Consider the following 25,155-nt stretch of genomic DNA (forward strand, 5'->3'; position numbering starts at 1 on the left):
GCGATCCTACGGCTGGGCCCAGAACCGGCGAAGGTGCGGCACCAGCTCGGCGGCCCGCTCGTCGGGGAAGAACAGTCGCCCGCCCTCGATCTCGACGATCTCCCTGACGCCGGGGATCGTGTCGCGCAACCAGCGGGCCCAGCTCACGTCGAAGAACACATCGCCCGTGCCCCAGACCACGAGCGTCGGCACGGTCAGCACGGTGAGCTGCGGCTCGATGGCGATCAGGTCCTTGGCGTCGATGGAGGTCAGCAGCCGCTCGAACGCGCGGCCCCCGTCCGGCTTGGCGAAGATCGGCCGCAGGTACGCCTCCACCAGCGCCGCCGGGTCGTCGATGCGCTCGTAACCGTCGCCGAAGGCGGTCCGCGCCACCAGCTCGGGCTGGTCGAGCAGGGAGGCGGTGAGCGGAGCCAGCTCGCCCCTGGCCGCGAGGTCGACGACGGGCTTGAACGCCTCGGGCGGCGTGTTGGTGTGCACGTCGCAGTTGGTGAGGGTGAGCGTGCGCAGGCGCTCGCGGTGGCGTACGGCGAAGACCTGAGCCACCGCGCCGCCGGTGTCGTTGGCGACGAGGTCCACCTCGCTGAGGCCGAGGTGCTCGCAGAGCTCCTCGACGGCCTCGGCGAGCGCGGGGATGGACAGGTCGTCGCGGGCGGGGCTGCCGCCGTGCAGCGGCAGGTCGACGGCCACGCAGCGGCGCTCGTCGCGGAGCCCGGCGATGACGTTGCGCCACAGGTGGGAGCTGGTGCCGACGCCGTGCACGAACAGGGCGACCGGGCCCTGCCCGACGTCCACATAGGTAAGGTCCATGATCTCTCCCGGATTACAAACCGACTGTCGGTCTATGAAATTACCGACTGATAGTCGGTTTGTCTATGGTGGATTCATGAACCTCAAGGCGGAGCGCGGCGCGGCCACTCGCGACAAGGTCCTGGCGATCGCGACGCGGCTGTTCGCCGAGCGCGGCTACGACGACACCTCGATCGAGACGGTGCTGCAGGAGTCGGGGCTGAGCAGGGGGGCGCTCTACCACCACTACGCGGGCAAGGAGGCGCTGTTCGAGGCGGTGCTGGAGGCCACGGAGTCGGCCGTCGGCGTCAAGATCGTGCAGGCGATCAGGGGCATCAAGGACCCGGCGGCGGCGCTGCGGACGGGTGTGCTGGCCTGGATCAGGCTCGCGGGCGACCCGGTGGTCAAGCGCATCGTGCTCATCGACGCGCCCTCGGTGCTGGGGTGGGAACGGTGGCGCGCGCTGGAGGAGCGCTACTCGTTCGGCATGCTGAAGGCGGCGCTGGGGGCGACGGGCGCGGTGCCTGCCGAGCATCTCGACCTGCACGCGCACATGCTGCTGGCCGCCGTCAACGAGAGCGCCCTGCTGGTCGCCAGGGGCGGCGACCACTCCCACGCGGAGGCGGCCGTCGAGGAGTTCCTCCGCCGCCTCCTACGCGAGGACTGACCACCCGGACGCGCGCGGGCCACACCTGCGCGAGCCACTCCTGCGCGAGCCTGCATGGGCTTCACCTGCGCATGCCAGACCCGCGCGGGTGTTGAGGCCGCGCGGGTGTGCGTGTGTGGGGGGCTCAGGCCGCCGCGGTGGCCATCTTGCGGAGGCGGGCCAGGGCGTCGCGCTCGATGCGGCGGGCCCGGTCGCGGCCGATGCCGTAGCGCTCGCCGACCTCGGTCAGCGTGTGCTCGCGGCCGTCGACCAGCCCGTAGCGCCAGCGCAGCATCTCGCTGGTGTCGCCCTCGAGCCCGGTCAGCCACTGGTCGAGGCGCTCGCGCTCCAGGATGTCGATGGCCTGCTGCTCGGGGTCGGCCCAGGTCTCGTCGGCGATCATGTCGCCGAGCTCGGTCTCGTCCTCGTCGCCCACGCCGAGCTGGAGGGAGACGGGGTCGGAGGCCCACCGCCGCAGCTCGCGCACCCGCTCGATCGGCAGGTCGAGGATGCCGGCGAGGTCGTCGTCGGTCGGCTCGGCGTCGAACTCCGCCAGCATGTCGCGCCGCACCCGCATCAGCCGGGTCATCTGCTCCCCGGCGTGCGTCGGGAGGCGCACCGGGCGGGCCTGCTCGTGGATGGCCCGGCCCACCGACTGCCGGATCCACCATGTGGCGTAGGTGGAGAACTTGTATCCCCGCCGGTAGTCGAACTTCTCCACCGCCCGCACCAGGCCCAGGTTCCCCTCCTGGACCAGGTCGATCAGCGGCATCCCCCGGCCGGAGTATTTCCTGGCCACCGCCACGACCAGGCGCAGGTTGGCCTGGATGAACTCGTCTTTGGCGCGCTGGCCCGAAATGGCCAGCCGCTCCAGCTCCTCGTCGGCCGCGTCCCCGATGCGCGGCTCCGTGCCCCCGCCGTCGAGCAGCTGCTCGGCGAAGAGGCCCGCCTCGATCCGCTTGGCGAGCTCCACCTCTTCCTCCGCCGTGAGCAGCGGGACCTTGCCGATTTCGGCCAGGTAGGTCCCCAGCAGATCGCGATCAGCGACATGCTGCTCCTGCGTGCGACTCCCCGTAGGCCTTGCCATCCCCAGGCACCTCGTTCCGCAGCTGCGTTCTATACCCGGCCAACGTCCGGCCAGTAGCAAAGATTCCCTAAAGCACTACGACCGAGGGAGGGTTCTGGATGTCCTCCTAAAGGAGGAGACCGCCCTGAAACACCTGGTGAACGAGGGGAACGCCGGGGCGATAGGCCAGATGCACATAGGAGGGGGCGTCGAGGACGACGAGGTCCGCGCGGGCTCCGCGCCGCAGCCAGCCTACGTCCGTACGGCGCAGCGCGCGTGCCCCTCCGTACGTCGCCGCCCTGATCGCCTCCAGCGGCGTCATCCGCATCTCGCGTACGGCCAGCGCCACGCAGAACGCCATCGACGACGTGAACGACGACCCCGGGTTGCAGTCGGTCGCCAGCGCCACCGTCGCGCCCGCGTCGATCAGCCGCCGCGCGTCCGGGTATGGCGACCGCGTCGAGAACTCGGCCCCCGGCAGCAGCGTCGCCACCGTCTCCGACGAGGCCAGCGCCTCCACGTCGGCCGCCGTCAGATGGGTGCAGTGGTCGGCCGAGGCCGCGCCCAGCTCGCACGCGATCCGCACCCCCGGCCCCTCGGTGAGCTGGTTGGCGTGCACGCGCACCCCGAGCCCCGCCTTCAGCCCGGCCGTCAGGATCTCCCTGGTCTGGTCTCCGTCGAACGCGCCCCGCTCGCAGAACACGTCCACCCACTTGGCGTAGGGGGCGCACGTCTGGAGCATCTCCCCGGCGACCAGCCGCACGTAGGAGTCGGCGTCCACGCCGGCGGGCACGACGTGCGCGCCCAGGAACGTGCTCTCGTCGGTCAGCGAGGTGGCGATCTCCAGCGAGCGGCGCTCGTCCTCGACGGACAGGCCGTAGCCGCTCTTGATCTCCACGGTGGTCGTGCCCTGCGCGAGCATCTCGTTCACCAGGGTGAGCGCGTGCGTGGCCAGCTCGGCGTCGCCGGCCCGGCGGGTGGCGGCGACCGTGGTCCTGATGCCGCCGCCGGTGTAGGGCTCGCCGGACATGCGCGCCTGGAACTCGGCCGTGCGGTCGCCCGCGAAGATCAGGTGGGCGTGGCTGTCCACGAAGCCGGGGATGACGGCGCGGCCCTCCACGTCCACCCGCTCGTCGGCGTCGGGTGCCTCGGCGGCCGGGCCCGCCCAGGCGACCAGGCCGTCCTCGACGACGAGCGCCGCGTCCGCGATCTCCTCGCGCCCGGGGTCACCGGTGTAGAGCAGGCCGATCTGGTCGATCAAGGTCGTGGTCATCGCAGGTCTCCTATCGCCTCGGCCAGCAGCGGGCCGATCTCGCCGAGCAGGTGGCGGCCGCCCGTGACCACGCGGCGACCGCCGGAGATCACCGAGTGCACGTCGGCGGCGGTGGCCGCGTAGACGACGGCCTCGAGGCCGTCGGCGCCCGCCGTACGGACCGAGTCGAGCCGGACCGAGACGAGGTCCGCCCAGGCGCCGGGCACGAGCAGGCCCGCGTCGGGGAAGCCGAGCGAGGTGTGGCCCGCGCCCGTGGCGGCGGTGAGCAGGTCGGCGGCGCGCCAGTGGCCGCGTCTCTCGCTGGCCAGGCGCTCGTTCAGCTCCACCGCCCTGGCCTCCTCGAACAGGTCGATCACCGCGTGGCTGTCGGAGCCGAGCGTGATCTGCGCGCCCTTCTCGGACACCGTCCTGGCCGGGCCGATGCCGTCGGCGAGGTCGCGTTCGGTGGTGGGGCACATGCACATGTACGACCGCGAGTGCCCCAGCAGCTCGACGTCCACCTCGGTCAGGTGGGTGGCGTGGACGGCGGTCGAGCGCGGCCCCAGGGCGCCGCGTTCGTGCAGCACCTGGACGGGCGTGGCGGCGTACATCTCGACGCAGGCCGCGTTCTCCGCCCGCTGCTCGGAGACGTGGACGTGCAGGGGGGCCGCGTGGCGGTGGGAGAACTCGGCCACGACCGGCATCTGCTCGGGCGGCACCGCCCGCACCGAGTGGACGGCGGCGCCGATCTCGACGTCGGGCTGCCCCTCGTAGGCCGCCGCGAGGTCCTCGGCCCTGGCGGCCCAGCGCTCGGCGGACCCGTCGCCGAAGCGCACCTGCGCCCCGGACAGCGGCGCGCCGATGCCGCCCGTCAGGTAGCAGGTGTCGAGCAGCGCGATGCGCAGGCCCGCGTCCCTGGCGGCCTGGACGAGGGCGTGGCCCATGGCGTTGGGGTCGGTGTAGGGGCGGCCGTCGCGGTCGTGGTGCAGGTAGTGGAACTCGCCCACACAGGTCACCCCGGCCAGCGCCATCTCGGCGTAGACGGCCCTGGCCAGGCGCAGGTAGGAGTCGGGGTCGAGGCGGTCGGCGACCTCGTACATCCGGGTGCGCCAGGTCCAGAAGTCGCCCTTGCCCTCCTGGGTGGCGCCGCGCAGGGCGCGGTGGAAGGCGTGGGAGTGGGCGTTGGCCAGGCCGGGGATCGTGAGCCCCGTCAGCCGCTCGGCCGAGCCGGGCGGGCCCTGCTCGACGCGGGTGATCCGGGGGCCGTCGATCTCGACGAGCACGTCACGGGCGACCCCGTCGGGCAGCCAGGCCTGCTCGCACCAGTAGGTCAGCGACACAGATCCTCCAGCACGTCCGCGAGTGCCACGACTCCCGCCTCGCAGTCTGCCCGCTCGGCATGCTCGTCAGGGGCGTGGGACACGCCGGTGGGGTTCCTGACGAACAACATCGCGCTCAGGACGCCCGCCGTGGCCAGGATTCCGGCGTCGTGCCCGGCCCCGGTGGGCAGGATCGGCGCGGGCGTGTCGCCGCCGGCCACCCGGGCCAGCCGGTCCCGCAGCGCCGCGTCGAAGCCGACGACCGGTGTCCAGGACTCCTCGCTCACCTCGCTCGCCGTACCCGCGAGCCCGGCGACCAGGTCGCGCACGGCCCGCTCGTCCGCGCCGCGGGCGTCGAGCCAGGCCGAGACCAGGCCGGGGATGGCGTTGGCGTTGCCGGGCGAGACGCGGATCTTGCCGACCGTGGCGACCACGCCGAGCCGCTCGGCCGCCTGCCTGGCGGCCAGGGTCATGCGGGCGAACGGCAGCATCGGGTCGTCGCGGTCGGCCAGCCTGGTGGTGCCCGCGTGGTCGGCCCGGCCGTGGAAGTCGAACCGCCAGCGCCCGTGCGGCCAGATCGCGCTCGCCACGCCCACGGGACGCCCCTCGGTCACGAGCCCGCGGCCCTGCTCGACGTGGAGCTCGACGAACGTGCCGACGGCGGCCAGCGTCTCGTCGTCGCGCCCGAGCGCGGACGGGTCGCGCCCGGTCCGCTTCATGACGTCGGCCAGCGTGTCGCCGTCGTCGTCGGTCAGCCCGAGCGCCTTCTCCGGCGAGAGCGCGCCCGTGAGCAGCCGTGATCCCATGCAGGGGACGCCGAACCTGGCGCCCTCCTCGTCGGTGAAGCAGGCGACGCCCAGCGGGACGGACGGCGTCACGCCCCGGTCTTTCAGCAGGTCGAGCGCGGCGAAAGCCGACACGACGCCGAGCGGCCCGTCGTAGGCGCCGCCCTGCCGCACCGAGTCCAGGTGGCTCCCGGTCACCACGCCGGGGCGGCCCGCCGACGGGTCGCCCCACCACGCCCAGAGGTTGCCGTTGCGGTCTTCGTGCAGGTCGAGGCCCCTGCGCCGGGCTTCGCCCGCGAACCACTCGCGCAGTTCCAGGTCCGCGTCCGACCACGCGTCCCGCAGGTAGCCGCCGGTCTTCTGATCTCGTCCGATGTGCGCGAGTGGCTCAAGCATGGACCCCACTGTAGTGAATGGAACCATTCAGTTGACGGGACCGCCCCGCGGCCGGACCGTCAGCTCGGTGAGGTGGGCGTCGGGCCCGGCGGTCAGAGCGGCCATCAGCGCCCGCGCCACGGTCTCCGGCTTCAGGTATTTCTCGGGCTCGAACTCCCCGCCCTCGTACGCCCGCACCCCCCGCTGCATGTCGGTGGCCGTCCGGCCCGGGTAGACGGTCGTGACCCTGATCGCGGGCTCCTCCAGCCGCAGCGCGTCGGCGAACGCCTTCAGCGCGAATTTGCTGGCCGCGTACGACGCCCAGTCGGGGTTGGCCCGCTGCCCCGACCCCGAGTTGACGCACACGACGTGCCCGCCGGCCTCCCTGAGCGCGGGCAGGAGCAGCCTGGTGAGCTCGGCGACCGCGATGACGTTCACCTCCATGGTCGTGCGCCACACGTCGGCGGGCTGGTCGGCGATCCTGCCGAGCACGCCGATCCCGGCGCTGTGGACGAGCACGTCGAGCCGGTCGATGCCCGCGACGTCGGCCGCCGTGACCCGCGTCAGCTCCACCGGCCACGGCCGCGCGCCGGGCAGTTCGTCGGCCAGCGCGGCCAGGGCCCGCTCGTCCCGGCCGCCGAGGAGGACGTCGTACGTCGGGGCCAGGGCCCGCGCGACGGCCGCGCCGACGCCCCGGGAAGCGCCTGTGACCAGCGCCCTTGGTCGTTCAGTCATGAGGGGCAGCTTATTGACCTTGACACTTATTCAAATTTGCATACAAACTTGAACACATGTCTTCGACACGGATCCTGATCCTTGGCGCCCTGCTGGACGGCCCCATGAACGGCTACGGAGTCCGCCGCCGTCTCGAGGTGATGGGCGTCGAGAGCTGGACGAACGTCGCCTTCGGCTCGATCTACCACGGCCTGGGCAAGATGGCCGACGAGGGCCTGCTGGAGGTCGTGGAGGCGGGCAAGGGCGGCAAGGTCGTCTACGCGCTCACTGATCTCGGCCGGACCGAGTTCCACCGGCTGCTGCTGGGCGCCTGGCACGAGCTGAGGCCCATCGTCGACCCGTTCCAGGTGGCGATGACGTTCATGGACCGGCTGGAAAAGCAGGAGATATTGGACGCTCTGCATGGCAGGATGGCCCAGCTCAGGATGCGCGTCGAGACCATGGGACACATGACGGGCGTGAAGCACGCCCACGGAGCCCCCCAGCACGTCGGTGAGAACCTCGGCCTCCAGCGGGCCATGTTCCAGGCCCAGCTCGAATGGGTGGAGCAGGCGATAGCCCGGGTCGAGGCCGACCAGTTGCCATGAAGGAGCTGAACCCCCCAATGATCATTCAGGCGAGCGGCCTGCGGAAGACGTTCACCACCAGGAGCAGGAAAGGCGCCCAGACCGTCGAGGCCGTACGCGGCGTGGACCTCGAGGTCGAGAAGGGCGAGATCTTCGGTGTGCTCGGGCCGAACGGCGCGGGCAAGACCACCACGATCAGGATGCTGTCCACCCTGATCGTCCCCGACGCGGGCACGGCCACCATCGCGGGCCACGACCTGCTCAAGGAGGCCGCCGGTGTCCGCCGCAACCTCGGCTACGTGAGCCAGGCCGGCGGGGTGGAGGACACCACGAGCGCACGGACCCAGATCATGATGGCCGCCAAGATCCACGCCGTTCCCGACCCGAAGCAGGCGACCGCCGACGTGCTCGACCGGTTCGACCTCGTCGAGCTGGCCGACCGCCCCGGCCGTACGCTGTCGGGCGGGCAGAAGCGGCGCGTGGCCATCGCGATCGGGCTGGTGCACAACCCGCCGCTGCTCTTCCTCGACGAGCCCACCACGGGCCTCGACCCACAGAACCGGGCCAACCTGTGGGACCGCATCAGGCAGCTCCGCGACGCGGGCACGAGCGTGCTGCTCAGCACCCACTACCTCGACGAGGCCGACGCCCTGTGCGACCGGCTGATGATCGTGGACCACGGCCAGGTCGTGGCCGAGGGCACCCCCGGCGACCTCAAGCGGGAGGTCTCCGGCGACGTGATCACGCTGCGCGTGGACGATCCCGAACGGGCGGCGGAGACGCTCAAGCCGCTGGCCCGCGAGACCCGCGTCGACGACGACCTGCTGCGCGTCTACGCCGACGACGGCGAGCACACCCTGCCCGCGCTGCTGCGGGCGCTGGAGGAGCAGGGCCTGCGCCTGAGCTCGATCGCGCTCGACCGCTCCACGCTCGACGACGTCTTCCTGGCCAAGACCGGCCGTACCCTTCGCGACGCGGGAGCCGCCGCATGATCCGCCATGCCGTCCTGTTCACCGGCTACGAACTGAAGAAGGCGTTCAGCAACCCGATCTGGCCGCTGTTCGGAATCTTGCAGCCCATTCTCTATTTGCTGATGTTCGCGCCCCTGCTGAAGACCATGACGCCGGGCGGCACCACGGTCGACGCCCTGCGCATGTTCACGCCGGCGTCGATGATGATGATCGCGGTGTTCGGGTCGATGTTCTCCGGCTTCGGGCTGATCGCCGAGCTGCGCAACGGCTCCCTCGAACGGTACGCCGTCAGCCCCGCCTGGCGGCCGGCCATCGTGCTCGGCCGGGTGGCCAAGGACATGGTCCTGCTGGTCTGCCAGGCGGTCCTCGTACTGGTCGTGGCCATCGCGATGGGTGTCAGGATCGGGGCCCTGGAGCTCGTGCTGGTGCTGCTGCTCATGGCCGCCACCGGGCTGTTCGCCTCCGGGCTCTCCCAGGGGCTGGCGCTGACCGTGCGCGACGAGAACGGCATGTCGCAGACCCTCAACCTGTTCATGCTGCCGATCATGCTGCTGGCCGGGCTGTTCGTGCCGATCTCGTTCGCGCCCGACTGGATGAAGTTCCTGGCCCCGGCCAACCCGCTCTACCACGCGGTGGAGGCCGGGCGTGCGCTGTTCTACGGGCAGCTCACGGACTCGTCGATCCCGATCGCGTTCGCGGTGTTCATCACGCTGGCGGTGCTCACCACCATCTGGTCGATGCGGTCGCTAAGGAAGATCGCCGGGTAGGAACGTGCCGGTCTCGTCGGTCATCCGCTCGTACTCCTCCAGCCGGGCCTGCGTACGCAGGGGCGCCGCGTCGGCCATGGCCTCCACCAGGGCCATGGCCAGCGCGAGCGGCGCCGCGTGCGAGTCGAACACCAGCCGGTCGCCCACGGGCGCGTCGAGCACCACCTCGGCCGGGAAGCCGGCCTTGTCGGTGATGGCCGCCACCCGCAGGCCCAGCTTCTCGGCGTATTCCAGGGCCTGCACGACCTCGGCCGGATAGCGCGGCAGCACCACGGCCACCACCCACTCGGCCCCGGCCCGGCGCGCCGCGTGCAGCCCGTCGGCCAGCTCGGACCCGCCGTGCGTGAGCAGGCGCACGTCGGGGTGGATGCGCCGGGCGTAGTAGGCGAAGGTGGTCGCCAGCCCGCAGGACACACGCAGCCCCAGCACGCACAGCGGCTCGGTCGCGGCGAGCTGCTCGCCCAGCTCCTTGAGCGGGAACGCCGTCAGCCGCTCCCTGACCAGGGCCAGGTTGCGGATCTCGCCGTCGATGGCCCCGCGCAGCAGGCTCTCCTGCGGCGCCTCCGCGCTGCCGCCCAGCACGAGCGGCCGCAGCGCCTGCCGCAGCTCGGGATAGCCGGCGAACCCCAGCACCATGGCGAACCTGGTCACGGAGGGCTGGCTCACCCCGGCCCGCTCCGCCAGCTCCACGCTGGACAGGAAGATCGCCTCATCCAGGTGCTCGCCGAGATAGTGCGCGATCCGCCGCTGCACCGGCGACAGTCTCCGCCCGTCCAGCAGCACGTCGAGCCCCGTGTGATATCCGTCCGCCACGCCACCTCCAACGCCCCCGACCCGGCATTCTCATCCCTCCCTCCGGTCACGAAAGAGGTCAGGACTCCCGCATCGGGATGCGGACCCCCCGCGCGTCGGCCACTTCGGCGGCCTCGTCGTAGCCCGCGTCCACGTGCCGCATGACCCCGGTGCCGGGGTCGTTGGTGAGCACCCGGTTGAGCTTCTCCCCGGCCAGCGCGGTGCCGTCGGCCACCGTCACCTGGCCCGCGTGGATGGAGCGCCCGATGCCGACCCCGCCCCCGTGGTGGATGGACACCCAGGCGGCGCCCGAGGCCGTGTTGAGCATGGCGTTGAGCAGCGGCCAGTCCGCGATCGCGTCGGAGCCGTCGGCCATGGCCTCGGTCTCGCGGTAGGGGGAGGCGACCGAGCCGCTGTCGAGGTGGTCGCGCCCGATCACGACGGGCGCCTGGAGCTCTCCGGAGGCGACCATGTCGTTGAAGCGCTCGCCCGCGACGTTCCGCTCGCCGTAGCCCAGCCAGCAGATCCGGGCCGGCAGCCCCTGGAAGTGCACCTTCTCCCCGGCCTTCCTGATCCACCTGGCCAGGGGCTCGTTGTCGGGGAACAGCTCCAGGATGGCCCGGTCGGTGGCGGCGATGTCGGCCGGGTCGCCGCTCAGCGCGGCCCAGCGGAACGGCCCCTTCCCCTCGCAGAACAGCGGCCTGATGTAGGCCGGCACGAACCCGGGGAAGTCGAAGGCCCGCCCGTAGCCGGCCAGCTTGGCCTCGCCCCTGATGGAGTTACCGTAGTCGAACACCTCCGCCCCGGCGTCCTTGAAGCCCACCATGGCCTCGACGTGCCGGGCCATCGAGGCCCGCGCCCGCTCGGTGAACCCGGCCGGGTCCTTGTCGCGCTCGGTCGCCATCTCCTCGAAGGCCACGCCGAGTGGCAGGTACATCAGCGGGTCGTGGGCCGAGGTCTGGTCGGTGACGATGTCGATCTCGGCGCCGCGGGCCAGCAGGTCGGGCAGGGCCTCGGCGGCGTTGCCGACCACGCCGACGGACAGCGGCGTGCGGGCGTCGCGCGCCTCGTAGGCCAGCCGCAGCGCCTCGTCGAGCGAGTCGGCCGCCACGTCGAGATAGCGGTGCTCGATGCGGCGGGTCACCGAGCGCGGGTCGCAGTCGACGCAGATGGCCACGCCGCCGTTCATCGTGACGGCCAGGGGCTGGGCCCCGCCCATGCCGCCGAGCCCGGCCGTCAGCGTGATCGTGCCGGCCAGCGACCCGCCGAAGCGTTTGGCGGCCACGGCGGCGAACGTCTCGTAGGTGCCCTGGAGGATGCCCTGCGTGCCGATGTAGATCCACGAGCCCGCGGTCATCTGCCCGTACATCGTGAGCCCGGCCGCCTCCAGCCGCCGGAACTCCTCCCAGTTGGCCCAGTCGGGCACCAGGTTGGAGTTGGCGATGAGCACCCGGGGCGCCCACTCGTGGGTGCGGAACACGCCCACGGGGCGCCCCGACTGGACCAGGAGGGTCTCGTCGCCCTCGAGCGTGGTGAGCGTCCTGACCAGCGCGTCGTACGAGGGCCAGTCACGCGCCGCCCGGCCCGAGCCGCCGTAGACGACGAGCTGCTCGGGGTGCTCGGCGACCTCCGGATCCAGATTGTTCTGGAGCATGCGGAGCGCGGCCTCCTGCGGCCACCCCTTGGCGGTGATCGTCGTGCCTCGCGGCGCGCGGACAGTCCTGCTCATGGCGCTCCCTTCGTGAATGAACCCATTCACGAAGAGACTAACCCTTGATCAGCTCACCAGGAACTGGGTCGCGGCCAACTCCCTGTACAGCTCGTCCGCGCCGACCAGCTCGTCGTGCGTGCCCACCGCCCGCACCCCGCCCCCTTCCATGACCACGATCCGGTCGGCGTTGGTGACCGTGGACAGGCGGTGCGCGATGACCAGCACGGTCGTCTCGGTGGCGACCTCGGCGATGACCTCGCGCAGCCGCAGCTCGTTGACCGCGTCGAGCTGCGAGGTGGCCTCGTCGAGCAGCAGCAGCCTGGGCTTGCGCAGCAGGGCCCGGGCGATGGCGACGCGCTGCCGCTCGCCGCCCGACAGCAGCACGCCGCGGTGCCCGACCGCCGTCTCCAGCCCTTCGGGCAACCTGGCCACCAGGTCGTCCAGCCTGGTACGGGTGATCGCCCGGCGCAGTTCGTCCTCCGTGGCGTCCTGGGCGGCGAAGAGCAGGTTCTCCCGCAGCGTGCCCGCCAGGACGGGGGCGTCCTGCTCGACGTACCCGAGGGCGGAGCGCAGGTCGGCCAGGGGCCAGTCGCGGATGTCCCGGCCGCCGATCGTGATCAGCCCGCCCTGGTGGTCGTAGAAGCGCTCGAGCAGCGCGAACACCGTGGTCTTGCCCGCCCCCGACGGCCCCACCAGCGCGGTCAGCCCGCCGGGCGGCACCTCGAAGCTCACCCCGTCGTGCACGACCGGCCGGTCGTCGCCGTACCGGAACACCACGTCGTCGAACGTCACCCCGACCGGCTCGGCCTCCCCGGGAAGCGCGGCGCCGACCGGCTCGCCGGGCAGCTCCTCGATCTCCTTGATCCGCTTCATCGCGGCCAGCCCCTGCTGGAGCTGCACCCCGCCCTGGACGAGCTGGGCGATGGGCGAGACAAGGTAGAACAGGTACAGCAGGAACGCGATCAGCGACGACACCTCGAGTGTGCCCGACGCCACCCGGGCGCCGCCCACGCCCAACACGGCCAGGAACGCGATCTGCACCGCCATCCACGTCGCCACTCCCGCGAGCGACGTCCATCCGGCGACCTGCAGCCCGCGGTCGCGCGCCTGCACCGCGGCGTCGCCGACCACGGTGATCTCCCGCTCCTCGGCGCCGCTCGCCTTGACGGTCCGGTACGCCTGCAGCGCCCGGTCCAGCACGGCGCCCATCTCGCCCACGGCCTCCTGGGCCTGCGACTGGGCCCGCTGGATCTTCGGCATGATCAACGCGACCAGCCCGCCGATCACCACGACGACGAGCAGCGTGACGAGGAGCAGCACCCCGTCCATGGTCGCCATCAGGACGACGGCGCCGACCAGCATGAACGCCGCGCTGACAGAGTCCACGATCCCGTTGGTCAGCACCGCCCGCAGCAACGTGGTGTCACCGGTCACCCGCGACAGCAGGTCGCCGGGCTTGAGCCGGTCCACGTCGGCCACCTTCAGGCGGAGCATGCGGTCGACGAGCCTACGCCGGGCGCTGAGCACGATGCCCTCGCCCGTGCGTTCCATCAGGTAGTTGCCCCCGGCCGAGACGACGGCCCCGACCAGCACCGCCACGGTCAGCCATAACAGGGGCCCGGCCATCGACCCGTCCTGGCCGAACGCGTCCACCACATATTTGGCCAGCAACGGCATCGCGAGGCCCGCCGCCGAGCCGATCAGGCCCAGCAGTCCACCCACGAAGAGGATCTTCCGGTGCGGGCGGACGTAAGCAAGCAGCTCCTTGACCACCGCATCTCCTTTCACGACATTTCTTAACTTGCTCCAACGAACGAGACCGCACGATCCGCACCGCGCAGACAGGGTCAACCTAAATTGACGACCTAAGTATGTCAACTTTGGTTGACCCTCATTCTCAAGGAGGAGACGACATCCGGAAACGGCCCACGGACGAATAGGGCGTCGAGGAACCCGGCCGGAACCTCGATAGTCACGATCAGCCCTTCCCGAAAGGACCGAACATGGAGCTCCGGATCAACCGGCGCGCTCTAGTCGGGCTTGGCCTCGCCGCTGCGGTCGCCGCGTCGTCCCTGGCCGTGCTCCGCACCGACTCCGGCACCGCTTCCTCGCACCGCGAGGCCCCGATGATCTCGGGTGACCCCCTGCACGACAACACCGACGTGTACGCGTTCGTCAGCCCCGACAAAGCCGACACCGTGACCTTGATCGCGAACTGGATCCCGTTCGAGGAGCCCAACGGCGGCCCGAACTTCTACCCGTTCGCCGAGAAGTCCCGGTACAACATAAAGATCGACAACGACGGTGACGCCGTCACCGACATCACCTACCAGTGGACGTTCCGCAACGAGGACAAGCGCGGCAACACCACGTTCCTCTACAACAACGGCCCCGTCACCTCACTGGACGACCCGAACCTGCTGTTCCGCCAGCGCTACACGCTCAAGCGGATCACCCCGGACGGCTCCAAGACGCTGGTCGACAACGGCATCGTGGCCCCGAGCAACGTCGGCGCCGCCTCCATGCCCAACTACGGCACCCTGCGCAACCAGTCCATCAAGAGCCTGCCGAACGGCGGCAAGACCTTCGCCGGCCAGTCGGACGAGGCGTTCTTCCTCGACCTGCGCGTGTTCGACCTGCTCTACGGCGGCAACCTGTCCGAGGTCGGGCAGGACACCACCAAGGGCTACAACGTCAACACCGTGGCCATCCAGGTTCCCGCCACCGATCTGGCGCTCAAGGGCGACGCCAAGCGCAACCCGGTGATCGGCGTCTGCTCCACCACCGACAAGTCCAACGGCGACTCGTTCGTGCAGGTCTCCCGCCTGTGCAACCCGCTGGTGAACGAACTGGTGGCGCCCGCCGGCCTCAAGGACGCGTTCAACGCGCTCGACCCGTCGAAGGACGCCGACGTCAAGGCCCTGGTCGACAGGGTCACCGACCCCGAGGTGGCCAGGCTGCTGCAGGCCCTGTACGGCATCAAGGCTCCCGCCACCCCGCGCGCCGACCTGGTCGAGATCTTCCTGACCGGCATCGCGAAGCAGAACGGCCCCATCAAGGCCGACCTGAACTCGCAGGTGCTCAACAAGGACGCCGGCAAGCTCCGTCCCTCGGAGCAGTTGCGGCTGAACATGTCCATCCCGCCCACCAAGAGCCCCAACAGGCTCGGCGTCCTGGGCGGTGACCTGCAGGGCTTCCCGAACGGCCGCCGGCTCGCCGACGACGTCGTGGACATCGAACTGCAGGCCGTGGCCGGCGCCGCGCAGAGCGGCAAGCTCGTGCCGGGTCTGACGGACAAGGTGGACAAGAACGACAAGCCCTTCCTGCAGACGTTCCCGTACATCCCGCTGCCGAGCAACGTGGCAGTGAACCAGCGCTAACCCTCCTGGCCGGCCGGTTTCCTCTCCAAACCGGCCGGTCCACCCCGGCGGCAGGCACCCGTCTCCCATCGTCTGCCGCCAAAGAGAGGGCCGGTCGGCCGTGTTCCCCGTCACGGCCGACCGGCCCCGCATCTCGCTCTGGAGCCTTTGGACATGCGTGCCTTCGCGATATTCGCCGGAATTGCCCTGACCGGGGCCATGCTCTTCACCATCTTCTCCTTCACGGCGGCGCCCGCCCCCCAGCCGGCGGCGGAGCGGCCGGCGCTCGAGACACTGCAGGAGCGCCTCAAGCGCCTGCCCGGCGACCATCGCGGCTGGGCCGAGCTCGCCTCCCAGTACGTGGACCAGGCCAGGATCACCGGCGACCCGTCGTACTACACCAAGGCGGAGGGCGCGCTCGCCACGGCCGGCAGGCTGAACGCCGACGACGACGCGGTCCTGACCGGCCAGGCGGCGCTGGCCGCGGGCCGCCACGAGTTCACCGAGGCGGTCCGGCTGGCCGAGCGCGCGATCGACGCCAACCCGTACGGCGCCGCGGCCTACGGCGTGCTCGCCGACGCCAAGACGCAACTCGGCGACCTGCGCGGGGCGCGGCAGGCCGTGGACGAGATGATGGACCTGCACCCGGGGGTGGCGGCCTTCGCCCGCGCCTCCTACGCCGCCGAACTGCGCGGCGACCGGGACGGGGCCCGCAAATACCTCGAATACGCCCACAACGACGCCTTCACCCCGGCCGACACCGCCTACGCCCGCTACTACCTGGGCGAGCTGGCCCTGCACGCCGGCGACCTGAAGACGGCGGCCGACTGGTACGGCAAGGCCCTGCGGGCCTACCCCGTCTACACGCCCGCGCTGGCCGGCCAGGCCAGGACCGCGGCGCTCGGCGGCCGGCTGACCGAGGCGCTCGAGCTCTACGACACCGTGGTCAAGCGGCTCCCGCTGCCCCAATACCTCATCGAGCAGGGCGAGACCCGGATCAAGGCCGGTCAGCCCGCCGACTGGACGCTGCTCAGGGCGCAGCGCAAGCTCTTCGAGGCCGCCGGCGTGCGCGACGACCTGACGTGGGCCGAGTTCGAGGCCGACCACGGCGACCCGAAGCTGGCCGTGCGGCACGCCGAGGCCGAGTACGCCCGCAACCCCAACCTCGTCGCCGCCGACGCCCTCGCCTGGGCGCTGTTCAAGGCGGGCAAGCCGGACAAGGCCCTGCGGTACGCCAAGGAGGCCACCGCCACCGGCTGGCAGAACCCGCTGCTCTCCTACCACCGGGCCACGATCGAGCGGGCCCTCGGCCGCTCCGCGCGGGTGGACCCCGGCTTCGACCCGACGCTCTCCGCTTTGGCGAGGTTCTCATGAGACTGGTCCGGCTCGCCCTGCTCTCCGTCGCGACGGGGCTGCTGCTGTCGCTGGGCGCGGGCATCGTGCCGGCGGTCGCCGCCCACGCGGCGACGACGGCCCACCCGCTGGGCAGGTTCACCGTCAACCACTACAACGGCCTGCGGGTCTCGGCCGCCGACATACGCAACCTCGCCGTCGTGGACCTGGCCGAACTGCCGACCGTGCAGGCCAGGCCCGAGGTGAACGCCACGTACGCGGCCCGCCGCTGCGCCGCCCTGGCCGCCGCCCAGCGGCTCAAGGTCGCGGGCGCGGTCGTGCCGTGGCGCGTGACGAGGTCGGAGTTCGCGTACGCGCCCGGGGAGGCGGGCCTGCAGACCAGCCGCCTGACGTGCCGGCTCGTCGCCGAAGTCCGCGCCACAGGGGCCGTGGAGTTCACCGACGGGTTCGAGCAGGACCGGATCGGCTGGCGCGAGATCACCGCGGTCGGGGACGGGGTCCGGCTGACCGGCTCGTCGGTGCCGGCGACGAGTGTGAGCCGCGAGTTGCGGGCCTACCCCGACGACCTGCTGACCGACCCCCTCGACCAGCGCACGGCCACGTTCACCGTCTCCGGCCCCGCGCTCTCGCGGCCCGCCCCCTCCGGCTCCGCCCCCGGCGGCGGCATGTCCGCCGACCTCGGCATCGGCGGCCCGATCGGCGAGGCGCTGGCCGCCCTGGACCGGACGTTCACCGGGCTGATCGGGTCGGACTCGCTGACGGTGCCGCTCGGGCTGCTGGCGGTCGGGCTGGCCGTGGTGCTGGGGGCCGGGCACGCGCTCATCCCCGGTCACGGCAAGACCATCATGGCCGCGTACCTGGCGGGCCGGCGTGGCCGCCCACGCGACGCGCTCGTGGTGGGCGCCACGGTGACGGCCACCCACACGGTGGGGGTCCTGGTGGTGGGCCTGCTGCTGACCGCGTTCACGGCGCTGGCCGGCGAGTCGGTGCTGGCCTGGCTGGGCGTGGCCAGCGGCGCCCTGATCGCCGTCATCGGCCTCCGCCTCCTCCTGAACGCCCGCAACCCCGGCCATGGCCACGGCCACGGCCATGGGCACGGGCACGGGCATGGCCACGGGCACGGACATGGGCACGGACATGGGCACGGCCACGAGGACGCCGACGAGCACTCACCCGGCGCCAAGACCAAGCGGGCCGGCCTCATCGGCCTGGGCGTGGCCGGCGGTCTCGTCCCCAGCCCGTCGGCCCTGATCGTCCTCCTCGGCGCGATCGCCCTCGGCCGTACCTGGTTCGGCGTGGCCCTCGTGACCGCCTACGGCGTCGGCATGGCCGCCACCCTCACCGTCACCGGCCTCCTCCTGGTCAAACTCGTGGACCGCCTGGAACAACGCGCCTCCGCCGGTCGCCGCCTGGCCGCCCGCCTGTCGAACCTGGCCCCGCTGGGCACCGCCGCCATGGTCGTCCTCCTGGGCGCCGGCCTGGCCCTGCGCTCGGTCGCCGCCCTGTAGGGGGTTATAGTCATATCCATGACTACTCAGGTCCATGACTAGCCGATGGCCCTCAGGCACGCGGTCCTGGCAGCCCTGCTCAACGGCGAATACAGCGGCTACCAGCTCACCAAGATCTTCGACATCGGCGTCTCCAACTTCTGGTACGCCGCCCCCCAGCAGCTCTACGCCGAGCTGACCAAGCTCGAGACGGACGGCCTGGTCACGGGCCGGGAAGTGGTCCAGCGGAACCGGCCCAACAAACGCGTGTTCAAGGTCACCGAGACCGGCCTCGCCGAGCTGGCGGCCTTCGCGGCGGCCCCCGCCAAGCCCCTGCTCATCCGTGACGACCTCGCCGTCAAGGTGCACGCCGTCGACCTGCTCGACCCCGCCCCCGTGATCGAGCAACTCCACGAGCGGGCCCGCGAGGCCGCCGCCAAGCTCGACATCTTCGAGCAGATCCTGCTGCGCCTGCGCGGCGACCAGGACGAGGAGACGTTCCTGCGCGAGAGCGAGCACGTCGGCCCCTACCTGTCCTGCCTGGCGGGTTGCCGTCTGGAGCGCGAGATGCGCGACTGGTGTCTGCGGACGGGCCAGACGCTGACCGAGCGCTCCGCCCACCCCCGACGAGCCGGAAGGAAGACGTCATGACCACCTACACGCGTTACGTCGCCCTCGGGGACAGCCAAACCGAGGGTCTCGGCGACGGCGACGACACCGCCGGGCACCGCGGCTGGGCCGACCGCCTGGCCGAGCACCTGGCCCGCGGCAACCCGGACTTCCGCTACGCCAACCTCGCCGTACGCGGCCGGCTGGCCGGCCAGATCCACGCCGAGCAGTTGCCCATCGCGCTCGCGCTGCGCCCCGATCTGGCCACGGTCATGGCGGGCATGAACGACCTCATCCGGCCCGGCTTCGACGCGGCCACGGTGGCGGGCGTCCTGGAGGACATGTTCGCCGCGCTCACGGCCTCCGGCGCGCACGTGGTGACCGTGACCTTCCCCGACATCGGCAAGATCGCTCCGCTGGCCCGCCCGCTGCGCCCCAGGGTGATCGATCTCAACGCCCGCATCCTCAGCGCCGCGGCCCGCCATGGGGTCACCGTGGTCGACACGTTCCCGATGGCGTATTTCACGGACGCCCGGATGTGGAGCCACGACCGGCTCCACGCCAGCCCGGTGGGCCACGCCCGTTTCGCCGCCGCCGTGGCCCACACCCTCGGGCTGCCCGGCAGCGACGACACGTGGATGGCGCCGCTGCCGCCGCTGCCACCGGCGCGGGCGTGGCGCCTGGCGTCGACCGAGATGCGATGGATCGCCACGTTCGCGGGCCCCTGGATCGGCCGCCGTCTGCGGGGCCGCTCCTCAGGAGACGGCCGCACCGCCAAACGCCCCGAGCTCATGCCGTGGGAGGACCGGTCGATCCCCTAGCCCGGCTCAGGAATGGCGACGGCCGCGCCGCGTGGAGGGGAGGTCGTGCCGCCCGGAGAGGAACTCCTGGAAGGCGATCTTGACCTTGATCACCGGCCGTCGCCACCGCTCCTCGCGATGGATCGCCCTGGCCATCTTGCGCGGCGACCGCTTGGCGAAGAACCAGTGCGCCCACGGCGACCCCGGCCTGGCCAGCCGGAACGCCCCCACCAGCAACATGGGCGGCACGAACAGCCCGGCCATGCCCGTCCAGATCTTGCCCTTGAGCAACGTGACGACGGCGAGCGCCAGGTTGGCCACGATCAGCGCCGCCGGGTCGACGAACGTGCCGTAGTCCCAGGTGAGCGGCCGGAGCCCGATGAGGAGCAGCCCGGTCACGGCGACCGCGATGAAGACCGCGTCCACGGAGGTGCGCCCCTCCTCCTCCCAGTACACGTCGTGCAGGTGCAGGATCAGCGCGAACTCGTCCAGCACCAGGGCCGACCCGACGCCGAACACGGACGCCGCGACCGCCATGCTGATCTGCGTGCCGGGCGAGACGATGAGCCCGGCGACCCCGCCCACCAGCATCAGGATCACGCCGAACACGACGTGGTGGATGTGCATCTCCCCCACGTTCACATTCCGGAACCACCCGATCTTCGCCCTGATCAGGCGCACGTTGATGCGGGTGGCCATGAAGGCCGCGATGAGCATGACGAAGAAGCAGAACAGCGGCAGCCGTCCTGTCGCGACAATGCTTTGCCGAAACCAATCCCCCATGACCTAAGTCGATGGTACGAGGCTTCGGGCCAAATATGCCCGGCGTGCAACGGTCTGCGGTCAATCGACCACGGGCGGATGGCCAAGGCCCACCACTCGTGATAGGGCTGACACAGGGGCCCTCGCTTGCTTTCGACCTGACTTCACCTGCGCTGTTGGGAGGCCTGGTGAAGATTCTTTCGCGACGCGCCGACACGACGGAGAACGTGCTCGGCATCGAGTCCAGCACCGTGCCCGATTCCGATTCCGGCGCGCCGCGCCCGCACCGCGTGGCGACGCGCAAGCTCTGCGCGGGCGTCTACGTGGACCACGCCTTCCGCGACAGGGCCATGAGGGAGATCTATGACGATCGGCAACGCCGGGTCGCCCCCTCCTACGGCTTCGATCTGATCCCCGTCCTCATCCACGCCCGGCACGCCTTCTCGATCGCCGTCCTGCACGACACGCTGCTGCTCGCCACGGTCGTCGCCGCCGTGTGCTACGCGCCCGTCGCGGTCCTGTTCATCGCCGGGGCGCTGACGCTCTGCTACGCGACGGTCTCCTTCGGCGCGATGGTCTGGGGTTACGTGCACTACCTGCGCGAGCGGCAGACCTTCTCGCAGTTGCAGCAGCTCCATGCCCGGCGCCGGGTCATCTTCTGGGTGGCGCCGCCCGCCGTGCTGGTCACGGCCGGCGCGGGGCTCGCCATGGTGATCGGATTCCCCCAGGGCGTGTGGCCGCTGATGGGCGACTGGCGGGCCAGCCTGAGCATCCTGCTCGTCTTCGTGGCGGCCGCGGCGCTCCACACGGCGTGCCGTCAGGTCCTGCTGCGCCAGGTGCGGAGCCGGCCGGAGGGGGCCGGCCCCGATCAGCCGCGCAACGTCCGGCTCGCCGAGATCGACCGGCAGCAACGCCACCCCTTCACGGTCCACGCGAACTTCACCCCCTTCGTCGGCAGCGGGAGGATCGTGCGCGAATGGTCCTTCGCGCAACGGCTGGTCAAGGCGAAGAAGCTGATCGCGGAGCAGGAAGAGGAGGAGTTCGAGGTGCGGCCCTTCAGCACCCGGGAGCTGGTGCGGCGTCTGGAGACCCTCATCGAGAGCCTCGCCGCCGAGGAGGACGAGGAGACGCAGATCGCCGGCCTCGACGTCACCCACCGCATCTTCGTGGCGGGCGTGAACGCCTGGGAATATCGCGACGACCTCGAGACCACGCCTTCGCCGCAGCGGTTCGAGGAGATCATGCGCCGCTCCAGCGCCCTCGGCCGGCACTATCTCACCTGTCAGGTGGAGTCGTGGCAGGGCGAGATCGTGACGACGGTCTACGTCCACGTCTCGCTCCAGGGCAGAATGCTCTACCTCCAGTTCTGCGCCTGCGCCCTGCCGCCCACGCCCAGGGAATACCAGTTCATCGAGGAGACGGCGGGCGTCGGCGTCCGCGGGTTCCTCACGGCCACGGTCGAACGCCTCCTCGACCTTCCCGAGCTCCTCCAGGGGCCGCGCCGGCTGTGCTCGGTCCCCCGGCGGATCGCGCGCGAGCTGCTGGACCAGCACGGCGGCGCCGACGCCCCGCGCAGGGGAAGGGACGTGGGGGCGGTGGCGAGCCTCAGGGAACGCCAGGAGGACGACGAGCTCGAGGAGTTCCTGCGGTTCCTGAACGCCTCCCCGGAGGCGGACGGCAGCTACTTCCAGCTCGCCGACGTCAGGAAGCACATAAAGATCATCGAACGTCAGCTCATCGCCGGCGTCACCGCCTTCCTCAAGGAGAAGGAGGTGGACACCGGCGAGTTCACCGCCCGCACCACGGCGATCCTCAACCAGGGGGTCATCAACACGGGCGACGGCACGGTGAACGCGCAGCAGAGCGTCATGGGCAGCCAGAACACCGTCAACCGAGGATCCGCCGAGGACGGCGACTAGAGCGAAGGAGCCCCCGGTGTCCGAGAACAGCGCAATCATCAACACCGGAGGCGGCACCGTGAACGCTCAGGGCGCGGTCATGGGCTCCCGCAACACGGTGACCCGTGAATCCGGGCCGAAGGCGCGGCGGCGGCGGGCCGACGTCGGCGTCATCACGATCCTCCCCGTCGAGATGCGGGCCGTCCTGTCCGTGCTCGGCATCTCGGCCGCCGATCCCGCGTACGTCGATCCGTCCGGCGCCTGGTTCTACGAGACGACCAGGAAACTGGGCTCCCGCGTGGCGACGGTGGCCGTCACCCGGGCGCTCAGCCAGGGCCAGCGCTCGGCCGTCGTCACCTTCGAGAAGCTGACCAGGGCGTACGCGCCCAGCCTGGTCGTCCTGGCCGGCATCGCGGGCGGGGTGGCGCCGAAGGTCGAGCTGGGTGACGTGGTCGTCGCGAACCAGGCGATCTACTACGACCTGCGCAAGGAGACGCCCGGCGGCACCCGGCACCGGGGACAGCCGCACGAGGTGCCGGCCCGCGTCCTGCACGCGGTCAACGCCTTCTTCAACGTGCACGGGGAGCCGTACGTCATGGAGGGCGGGCGCTCCGTGCGCTCGGGGCCGATCGGGACGGGCGAGGCCGTCGTCGCCGACGCGGGCTCGGAGATCCTGCGTTATCTGGCGACCGTCAACGACAAGACACTGGCCCTGGAGACCGAGGCGGGAGGGGTCGCCCAGGCGTTCTACGAGGAGATGGACGGCCACCGCGCCACGCTCGGGTGGCTGGCGGTCCGCGGCATCTCCGACTACGCCGACGAGCACAAGAACGACGACTGGCACCTGATCGCGGCCACGAACGCCGCGCTCGTCCTCGAGAGCCTGCTGCCGTTCCTCCTCCGGATCGGCCCGTCAGGACAGCAGGAAGGCTCTTAACAACGCCGCCGTGCCCTCCAGGTGCTCCGCCACCGCCCGCCTCGCGGCGTCCGGGTCACCGGCGAGTATGGCCTCCGCGATGGCCCGGTGCTGGATCGCGGCGTGGTCGAGGTTGACCTGGAGCATCGGGATGGCGTTCAGCAGGTCGCTGACCCGGGAGCGGGCGTCCGCGCACGTCGTCGCGAGCAGGGTCGAGCCGGTCAGCTCGGCGATGGACAGGTGGAAGGCCGTGTCGAGGCGCCGGTAGTCCTCCAGGCCGGCCCGGTCGAGGTCGGAGAGCCTGCGGGCGAGCACCGCCCGCTGCTCCTCCGTGAGCTCGGTCCCGGCCAGCACCTGCGCCGCGCCGCACTCGACCGCCAGCCGGAACGTCAGCGCGTCCGACAGCTCGGCCATGCCCATCTCCTTGACGGCCTGGCGCAGGTCGCCGGCGTCGGGCTTGGGCGGCACGTAGGTGACGAAGGCGCCGCCGTAGCGGCCCCGGCGGACGTCGAGGTAGCCCGCCTCCGACAGCGCGCGGATCGCCTCGCGCAGGGTCACCCGGCTGATGCCGAGCCGGACGGCCAGCTCGCGCTCCGGAGGGAGCTTGTCGCCCGGCGGGACGACGCCGAGCTTGATCGCCTGGAGCAGCCGCTCCACGGTTTCCTCGAAGGCGTTACCCGCCCTGACCGGGCGCAACACCGTCATCAATCGCGCCGACTCGTCCAACGTGTCCTCAGGCCTTGACAACCGATCCCGCCATGCACATCAATGGTCTGAGACTAGCCCAATTAACGGGAAAGCGCGTCAGGCCAGATCGGAGCGACGTAGCGTGAGCGAGCGAGCGGGCACCGGGTTCCTTTCCGTCGGCGACCTGCGCGACGAGGTGGCGGCCGGGCGGATCGACACCGTGCTCCTCGCGATCGCCGACATGCAGGGCAGGTTGCAGGGCAAGAGGCTGTCCGCGCGCTACTTTCTCGAAGAGGTGTTGCGGCATGGCTCCGAGGGCTGCAACTACCTGCTCGCGGTCGACGTGGACATGAACACCGTCCCGGGATACGCGATGTCGTCCTGGGACCGGGGTTACGGCGACTTCGTGATGAGGCCCGACCTCGACACCCTGCGCAGGGTGCCGTGGCATGAGGGGACCGCGATGGTGATGGCCGATCTGGCCTGGGAGGGCGGCGGCGACGTGACCGCCTCGCCCCGCCAGATCCTGCGCCGCCAGCTCGCCCGCCTCGCCGACCGGGGGCTGGCCGCGTACGTGGGAACCGAGCTGGAGTTCGTCGTCTACGACGACGGCTACGAGGACGCCTGGAAGCGCGCCTACCGCGACCTGACGCCGGCCAACCTCTACAACGTGGACTACTCCCTGATGGGCACCGCGCGCATCGAGCCGCTGCTGCGGCGGATCAGGCGGGAGATGGAGGGCGCGGGCCTCTACGTCGAGTCCGCCAAGGGCGAGTGCAACCTCGGCCAGCACGAGATCGCCTTCCGCTACGACGAGGCGCTCAAGACCTGCGACAACCACGTCATCTACAAGACCGGCGCCAAGGAGATCGCCGCCCAGGAGGGCAGGTCGATCACCTTCATGGCCAAGCCGAACCAGCGCGAGGGCAACTCCTGCCACATCCACATCTCGCTGCGCAGCCAGGAGGGCGACCCGGTGATGGCGGGCGAGGGACCGCACGGCCTCTCACCGCTCGGCGCCCGCTTCATCGCGGGCCAGCTCGCCCTCATGCGGGAGCTCACCCTCCTGTACGCCCCCAACATCAACTCCTACAAGCGCTACGTCCCCGGCAGCTTCGCACCCACGGCCGTCAAGTGGGGCGTCGACAACCGCACCTGCTCGCTCCGGCTCGTCGGCCACGGCCAGTCCCTGCGGATCGAGAACCGGGTGCCGGGCGGCGACGTCAACCCGTACCTGGCGGTGTCGGCGCTGATCGCGGCTGGGCTGCACGGGATCGACGCGGAGCTGCCGCTGGAGAACGCCTTCGCCGGCAACGCCTACGACTCCGGCGCCGAGACCGTGCCGCACACGCTGCGCGACGCGCTGGCGCTGTTCGAGGCGTCGAAACTCGCCCGTGAGACGTTCGGCGAGGACGTGGTCGAGCACTACGCGAACAACGCGCGGGTGGAGCTGGCCGCGTTCGACGCGGCGGTGACGGATTGGGAGCTGTTCCGTGGTTTCGAGCGGATGTGA

At 71.2% G+C, this 25,155-nt stretch carries 23 protein-coding genes; 12 read left to right on the plus strand and 11 right to left on the minus strand.

What is annotated here, in order from left to right:
• Window positions 1-6 precede the first annotated feature (6 nt).
• A complete protein-coding gene (locus AB0I15_RS03090; RefSeq protein ID WP_358089241.1) occupies window positions 7-807 on the minus strand; it encodes an alpha/beta hydrolase in 801 nt (266 codons plus the stop codon).
• Between the two features lie 76 nt (window positions 808-883).
• Between AB0I15_RS03090 and AB0I15_RS03095 the strand changes: the two genes are divergently transcribed.
• On the plus strand, window positions 884-1,453 hold the full coding sequence (locus AB0I15_RS03095; protein WP_358089244.1) for a TetR/AcrR family transcriptional regulator: 570 nt from the start codon (window positions 884-886) through the stop codon (window positions 1,451-1,453).
• Between the two features lie 124 nt (window positions 1,454-1,577).
• Here the strand turns inward: AB0I15_RS03095 and AB0I15_RS03100 are convergent, their stop codons facing one another.
• From AB0I15_RS03100 to AB0I15_RS03120, 5 genes are all read right to left on the minus strand, one after another.
• Window positions 1,578-2,519: a sigma-70 family RNA polymerase sigma factor gene (locus AB0I15_RS03100; protein ID WP_358089247.1), complete on the minus strand. Its 942-nt coding sequence runs from the start codon at window positions 2,517-2,519 to the stop codon at window positions 1,578-1,580.
• 106 nt (window positions 2,520-2,625) lie between these two features.
• The gene (gene hutI, locus AB0I15_RS03105) at window positions 2,626-3,771 is read right to left on the minus strand and encodes an imidazolonepropionase (RefSeq protein ID WP_358089250.1); all 1,146 of its coding nucleotides are present in this window, start codon (window positions 3,769-3,771) and stop codon (window positions 2,626-2,628) included.
• A complete protein-coding gene (locus AB0I15_RS03110) occupies window positions 3,768-5,090 on the minus strand; it encodes a formimidoylglutamate deiminase (protein ID WP_358089253.1) in 1,323 nt (440 codons plus the stop codon). The genes hutI and AB0I15_RS03110 overlap by 4 nt, the downstream gene beginning before the upstream one ends.
• Window positions 5,081-6,250, minus strand: coding sequence for an allantoate amidohydrolase (locus AB0I15_RS03115; protein WP_358089256.1), 1,170 nt, complete (start codon window positions 6,248-6,250; stop codon window positions 5,081-5,083). The genes AB0I15_RS03110 and AB0I15_RS03115 overlap by 10 nt, the downstream gene beginning before the upstream one ends.
• A gap of 27 nt (window positions 6,251-6,277) precedes the next feature.
• Window positions 6,278-6,964 (minus strand): SDR family oxidoreductase, encoded by a 687-nt coding sequence (locus AB0I15_RS03120; RefSeq protein WP_358089258.1) that lies wholly within the window; start codon window positions 6,962-6,964, stop codon window positions 6,278-6,280.
• Window positions 6,965-7,020: 56 nt separating this feature from the next.
• Here AB0I15_RS03120 and AB0I15_RS03125 point away from each other — a divergent pair, with 56 nt between their 5' ends.
• From AB0I15_RS03125 to AB0I15_RS03135, 3 genes are read left to right on the plus strand one after another with little or no spacing between them, the layout of a single operon-like run.
• Window positions 7,021-7,551 carry a PadR family transcriptional regulator gene (locus AB0I15_RS03125; RefSeq protein WP_358089261.1) on the plus strand — a complete coding sequence of 177 codons (531 nt, stop codon included), beginning with the start codon at window positions 7,021-7,023 and terminating at the stop codon, window positions 7,549-7,551.
• 17 nt (window positions 7,552-7,568) lie between these two features.
• Entirely contained in the window at window positions 7,569-8,522 is a 954-nt protein-coding gene (locus AB0I15_RS03130; RefSeq protein WP_358089264.1) for an ATP-binding cassette domain-containing protein, read from the plus strand.
• Entirely contained in the window at window positions 8,519-9,268 is a 750-nt protein-coding gene (locus AB0I15_RS03135) for an ABC transporter permease (RefSeq protein ID WP_358089267.1), read from the plus strand. The genes AB0I15_RS03130 and AB0I15_RS03135 overlap by 4 nt, the downstream gene beginning before the upstream one ends.
• Here AB0I15_RS03135 and AB0I15_RS03140 read toward each other — a convergent pair.
• The 3 genes from AB0I15_RS03140 to AB0I15_RS03150 are packed head-to-tail and all read right to left on the minus strand — an operon-like array spanning window position 9,248 to window position 13,544.
• A complete protein-coding gene (locus AB0I15_RS03140; protein WP_358089270.1) occupies window positions 9,248-10,081 on the minus strand; it encodes a MurR/RpiR family transcriptional regulator in 834 nt (277 codons plus the stop codon). The two genes, AB0I15_RS03135 and AB0I15_RS03140, sit on opposite strands and share 21 nt — an antisense overlap.
• A 58-nt stretch (window positions 10,082-10,139) precedes the next feature.
• Window positions 10,140-11,789: a urocanate hydratase gene (gene hutU / locus AB0I15_RS03145; protein ID WP_358089273.1), complete on the minus strand. Its 1,650-nt coding sequence runs from the start codon at window positions 11,787-11,789 to the stop codon at window positions 10,140-10,142.
• A gap of 48 nt (window positions 11,790-11,837) precedes the next feature.
• Window positions 11,838-13,544: an ABC transporter ATP-binding protein gene (locus AB0I15_RS03150; protein ID WP_358089276.1), complete on the minus strand. Its 1,707-nt coding sequence runs from the start codon at window positions 13,542-13,544 to the stop codon at window positions 11,838-11,840.
• 230 nt (window positions 13,545-13,774) lie between these two features.
• Between AB0I15_RS03150 and AB0I15_RS03155 the strand changes: the two genes are divergently transcribed.
• The 5 genes from AB0I15_RS03155 (at window position 13,775) to AB0I15_RS03175 (ending at window position 19,400) form a co-directional block, all read left to right on the plus strand.
• Window positions 13,775-15,151 carry a DUF4331 domain-containing protein gene (locus AB0I15_RS03155; RefSeq protein ID WP_358089278.1) on the plus strand — a complete coding sequence of 459 codons (1,377 nt, stop codon included), beginning with the start codon at window positions 13,775-13,777 and terminating at the stop codon, window positions 15,149-15,151.
• Window positions 15,152-15,304: 153 nt separating this feature from the next.
• The gene (locus tag AB0I15_RS03160) at window positions 15,305-16,504 is read left to right on the plus strand and encodes a tetratricopeptide repeat protein (RefSeq protein WP_358089281.1); all 1,200 of its coding nucleotides are present in this window, start codon (window positions 15,305-15,307) and stop codon (window positions 16,502-16,504) included.
• Window positions 16,501-17,991: a High-affinity nickel-transporter gene (locus AB0I15_RS03165; protein ID WP_358089285.1), complete on the plus strand. Its 1,491-nt coding sequence runs from the start codon at window positions 16,501-16,503 to the stop codon at window positions 17,989-17,991. Before AB0I15_RS03160 ends, AB0I15_RS03165 begins: the two co-directional genes overlap by 4 nt.
• A 45-nt stretch (window positions 17,992-18,036) precedes the next feature.
• Window positions 18,037-18,621 carry a PadR family transcriptional regulator gene (locus tag AB0I15_RS03170; RefSeq protein WP_358089288.1) on the plus strand — a complete coding sequence of 195 codons (585 nt, stop codon included), beginning with the start codon at window positions 18,037-18,039 and terminating at the stop codon, window positions 18,619-18,621.
• Entirely contained in the window at window positions 18,618-19,400 is a 783-nt protein-coding gene (locus tag AB0I15_RS03175) for an SGNH/GDSL hydrolase family protein (RefSeq protein WP_358089291.1), read from the plus strand. The genes AB0I15_RS03170 and AB0I15_RS03175 overlap by 4 nt, the downstream gene beginning before the upstream one ends.
• Before the next feature lie 6 nt (window positions 19,401-19,406).
• Here the strand turns inward: AB0I15_RS03175 and AB0I15_RS03180 are convergent, their stop codons facing one another.
• Window positions 19,407-20,162, minus strand: coding sequence for a hypothetical protein (locus AB0I15_RS03180; protein WP_358089294.1), 756 nt, complete (start codon window positions 20,160-20,162; stop codon window positions 19,407-19,409).
• A 167-nt stretch (window positions 20,163-20,329) separates the two neighbouring features.
• Here AB0I15_RS03180 and AB0I15_RS03185 point away from each other — a divergent pair, with 167 nt between their 5' ends.
• Both AB0I15_RS03185 and AB0I15_RS03190 read left to right on the plus strand, forming a co-directional pair.
• Window positions 20,330-22,060: a hypothetical protein gene (locus tag AB0I15_RS03185; protein WP_358089297.1), complete on the plus strand. Its 1,731-nt coding sequence runs from the start codon at window positions 20,330-20,332 to the stop codon at window positions 22,058-22,060.
• A gap of 16 nt (window positions 22,061-22,076) precedes the next feature.
• On the plus strand, window positions 22,077-22,976 hold the full coding sequence (locus AB0I15_RS03190; protein ID WP_358089300.1) for a hypothetical protein: 900 nt from the start codon (window positions 22,077-22,079) through the stop codon (window positions 22,974-22,976).
• Here the strand turns inward: AB0I15_RS03190 and AB0I15_RS03195 are convergent.
• Window positions 22,953-23,660: an FCD domain-containing protein gene (locus tag AB0I15_RS03195; RefSeq protein WP_358089303.1), complete on the minus strand. Its 708-nt coding sequence runs from the start codon at window positions 23,658-23,660 to the stop codon at window positions 22,953-22,955. The genes AB0I15_RS03190 and AB0I15_RS03195 overlap by 24 nt on opposite strands.
• Before the next feature lie 124 nt (window positions 23,661-23,784).
• Here AB0I15_RS03195 and AB0I15_RS03200 point away from each other — a divergent pair, with 124 nt between their 5' ends.
• Window positions 23,785-25,155 (plus strand): glutamine synthetase family protein, encoded by a 1,371-nt coding sequence (locus AB0I15_RS03200; protein ID WP_358089306.1) that lies wholly within the window; start codon window positions 23,785-23,787, stop codon window positions 25,153-25,155.

The sequence above is a fragment of the Nonomuraea sp. NPDC050643 genome (genome assembly GCF_040654715.1).
Lineage (GTDB): Bacteria > Actinomycetota > Actinomycetes > Streptosporangiales > Streptosporangiaceae > Nonomuraea.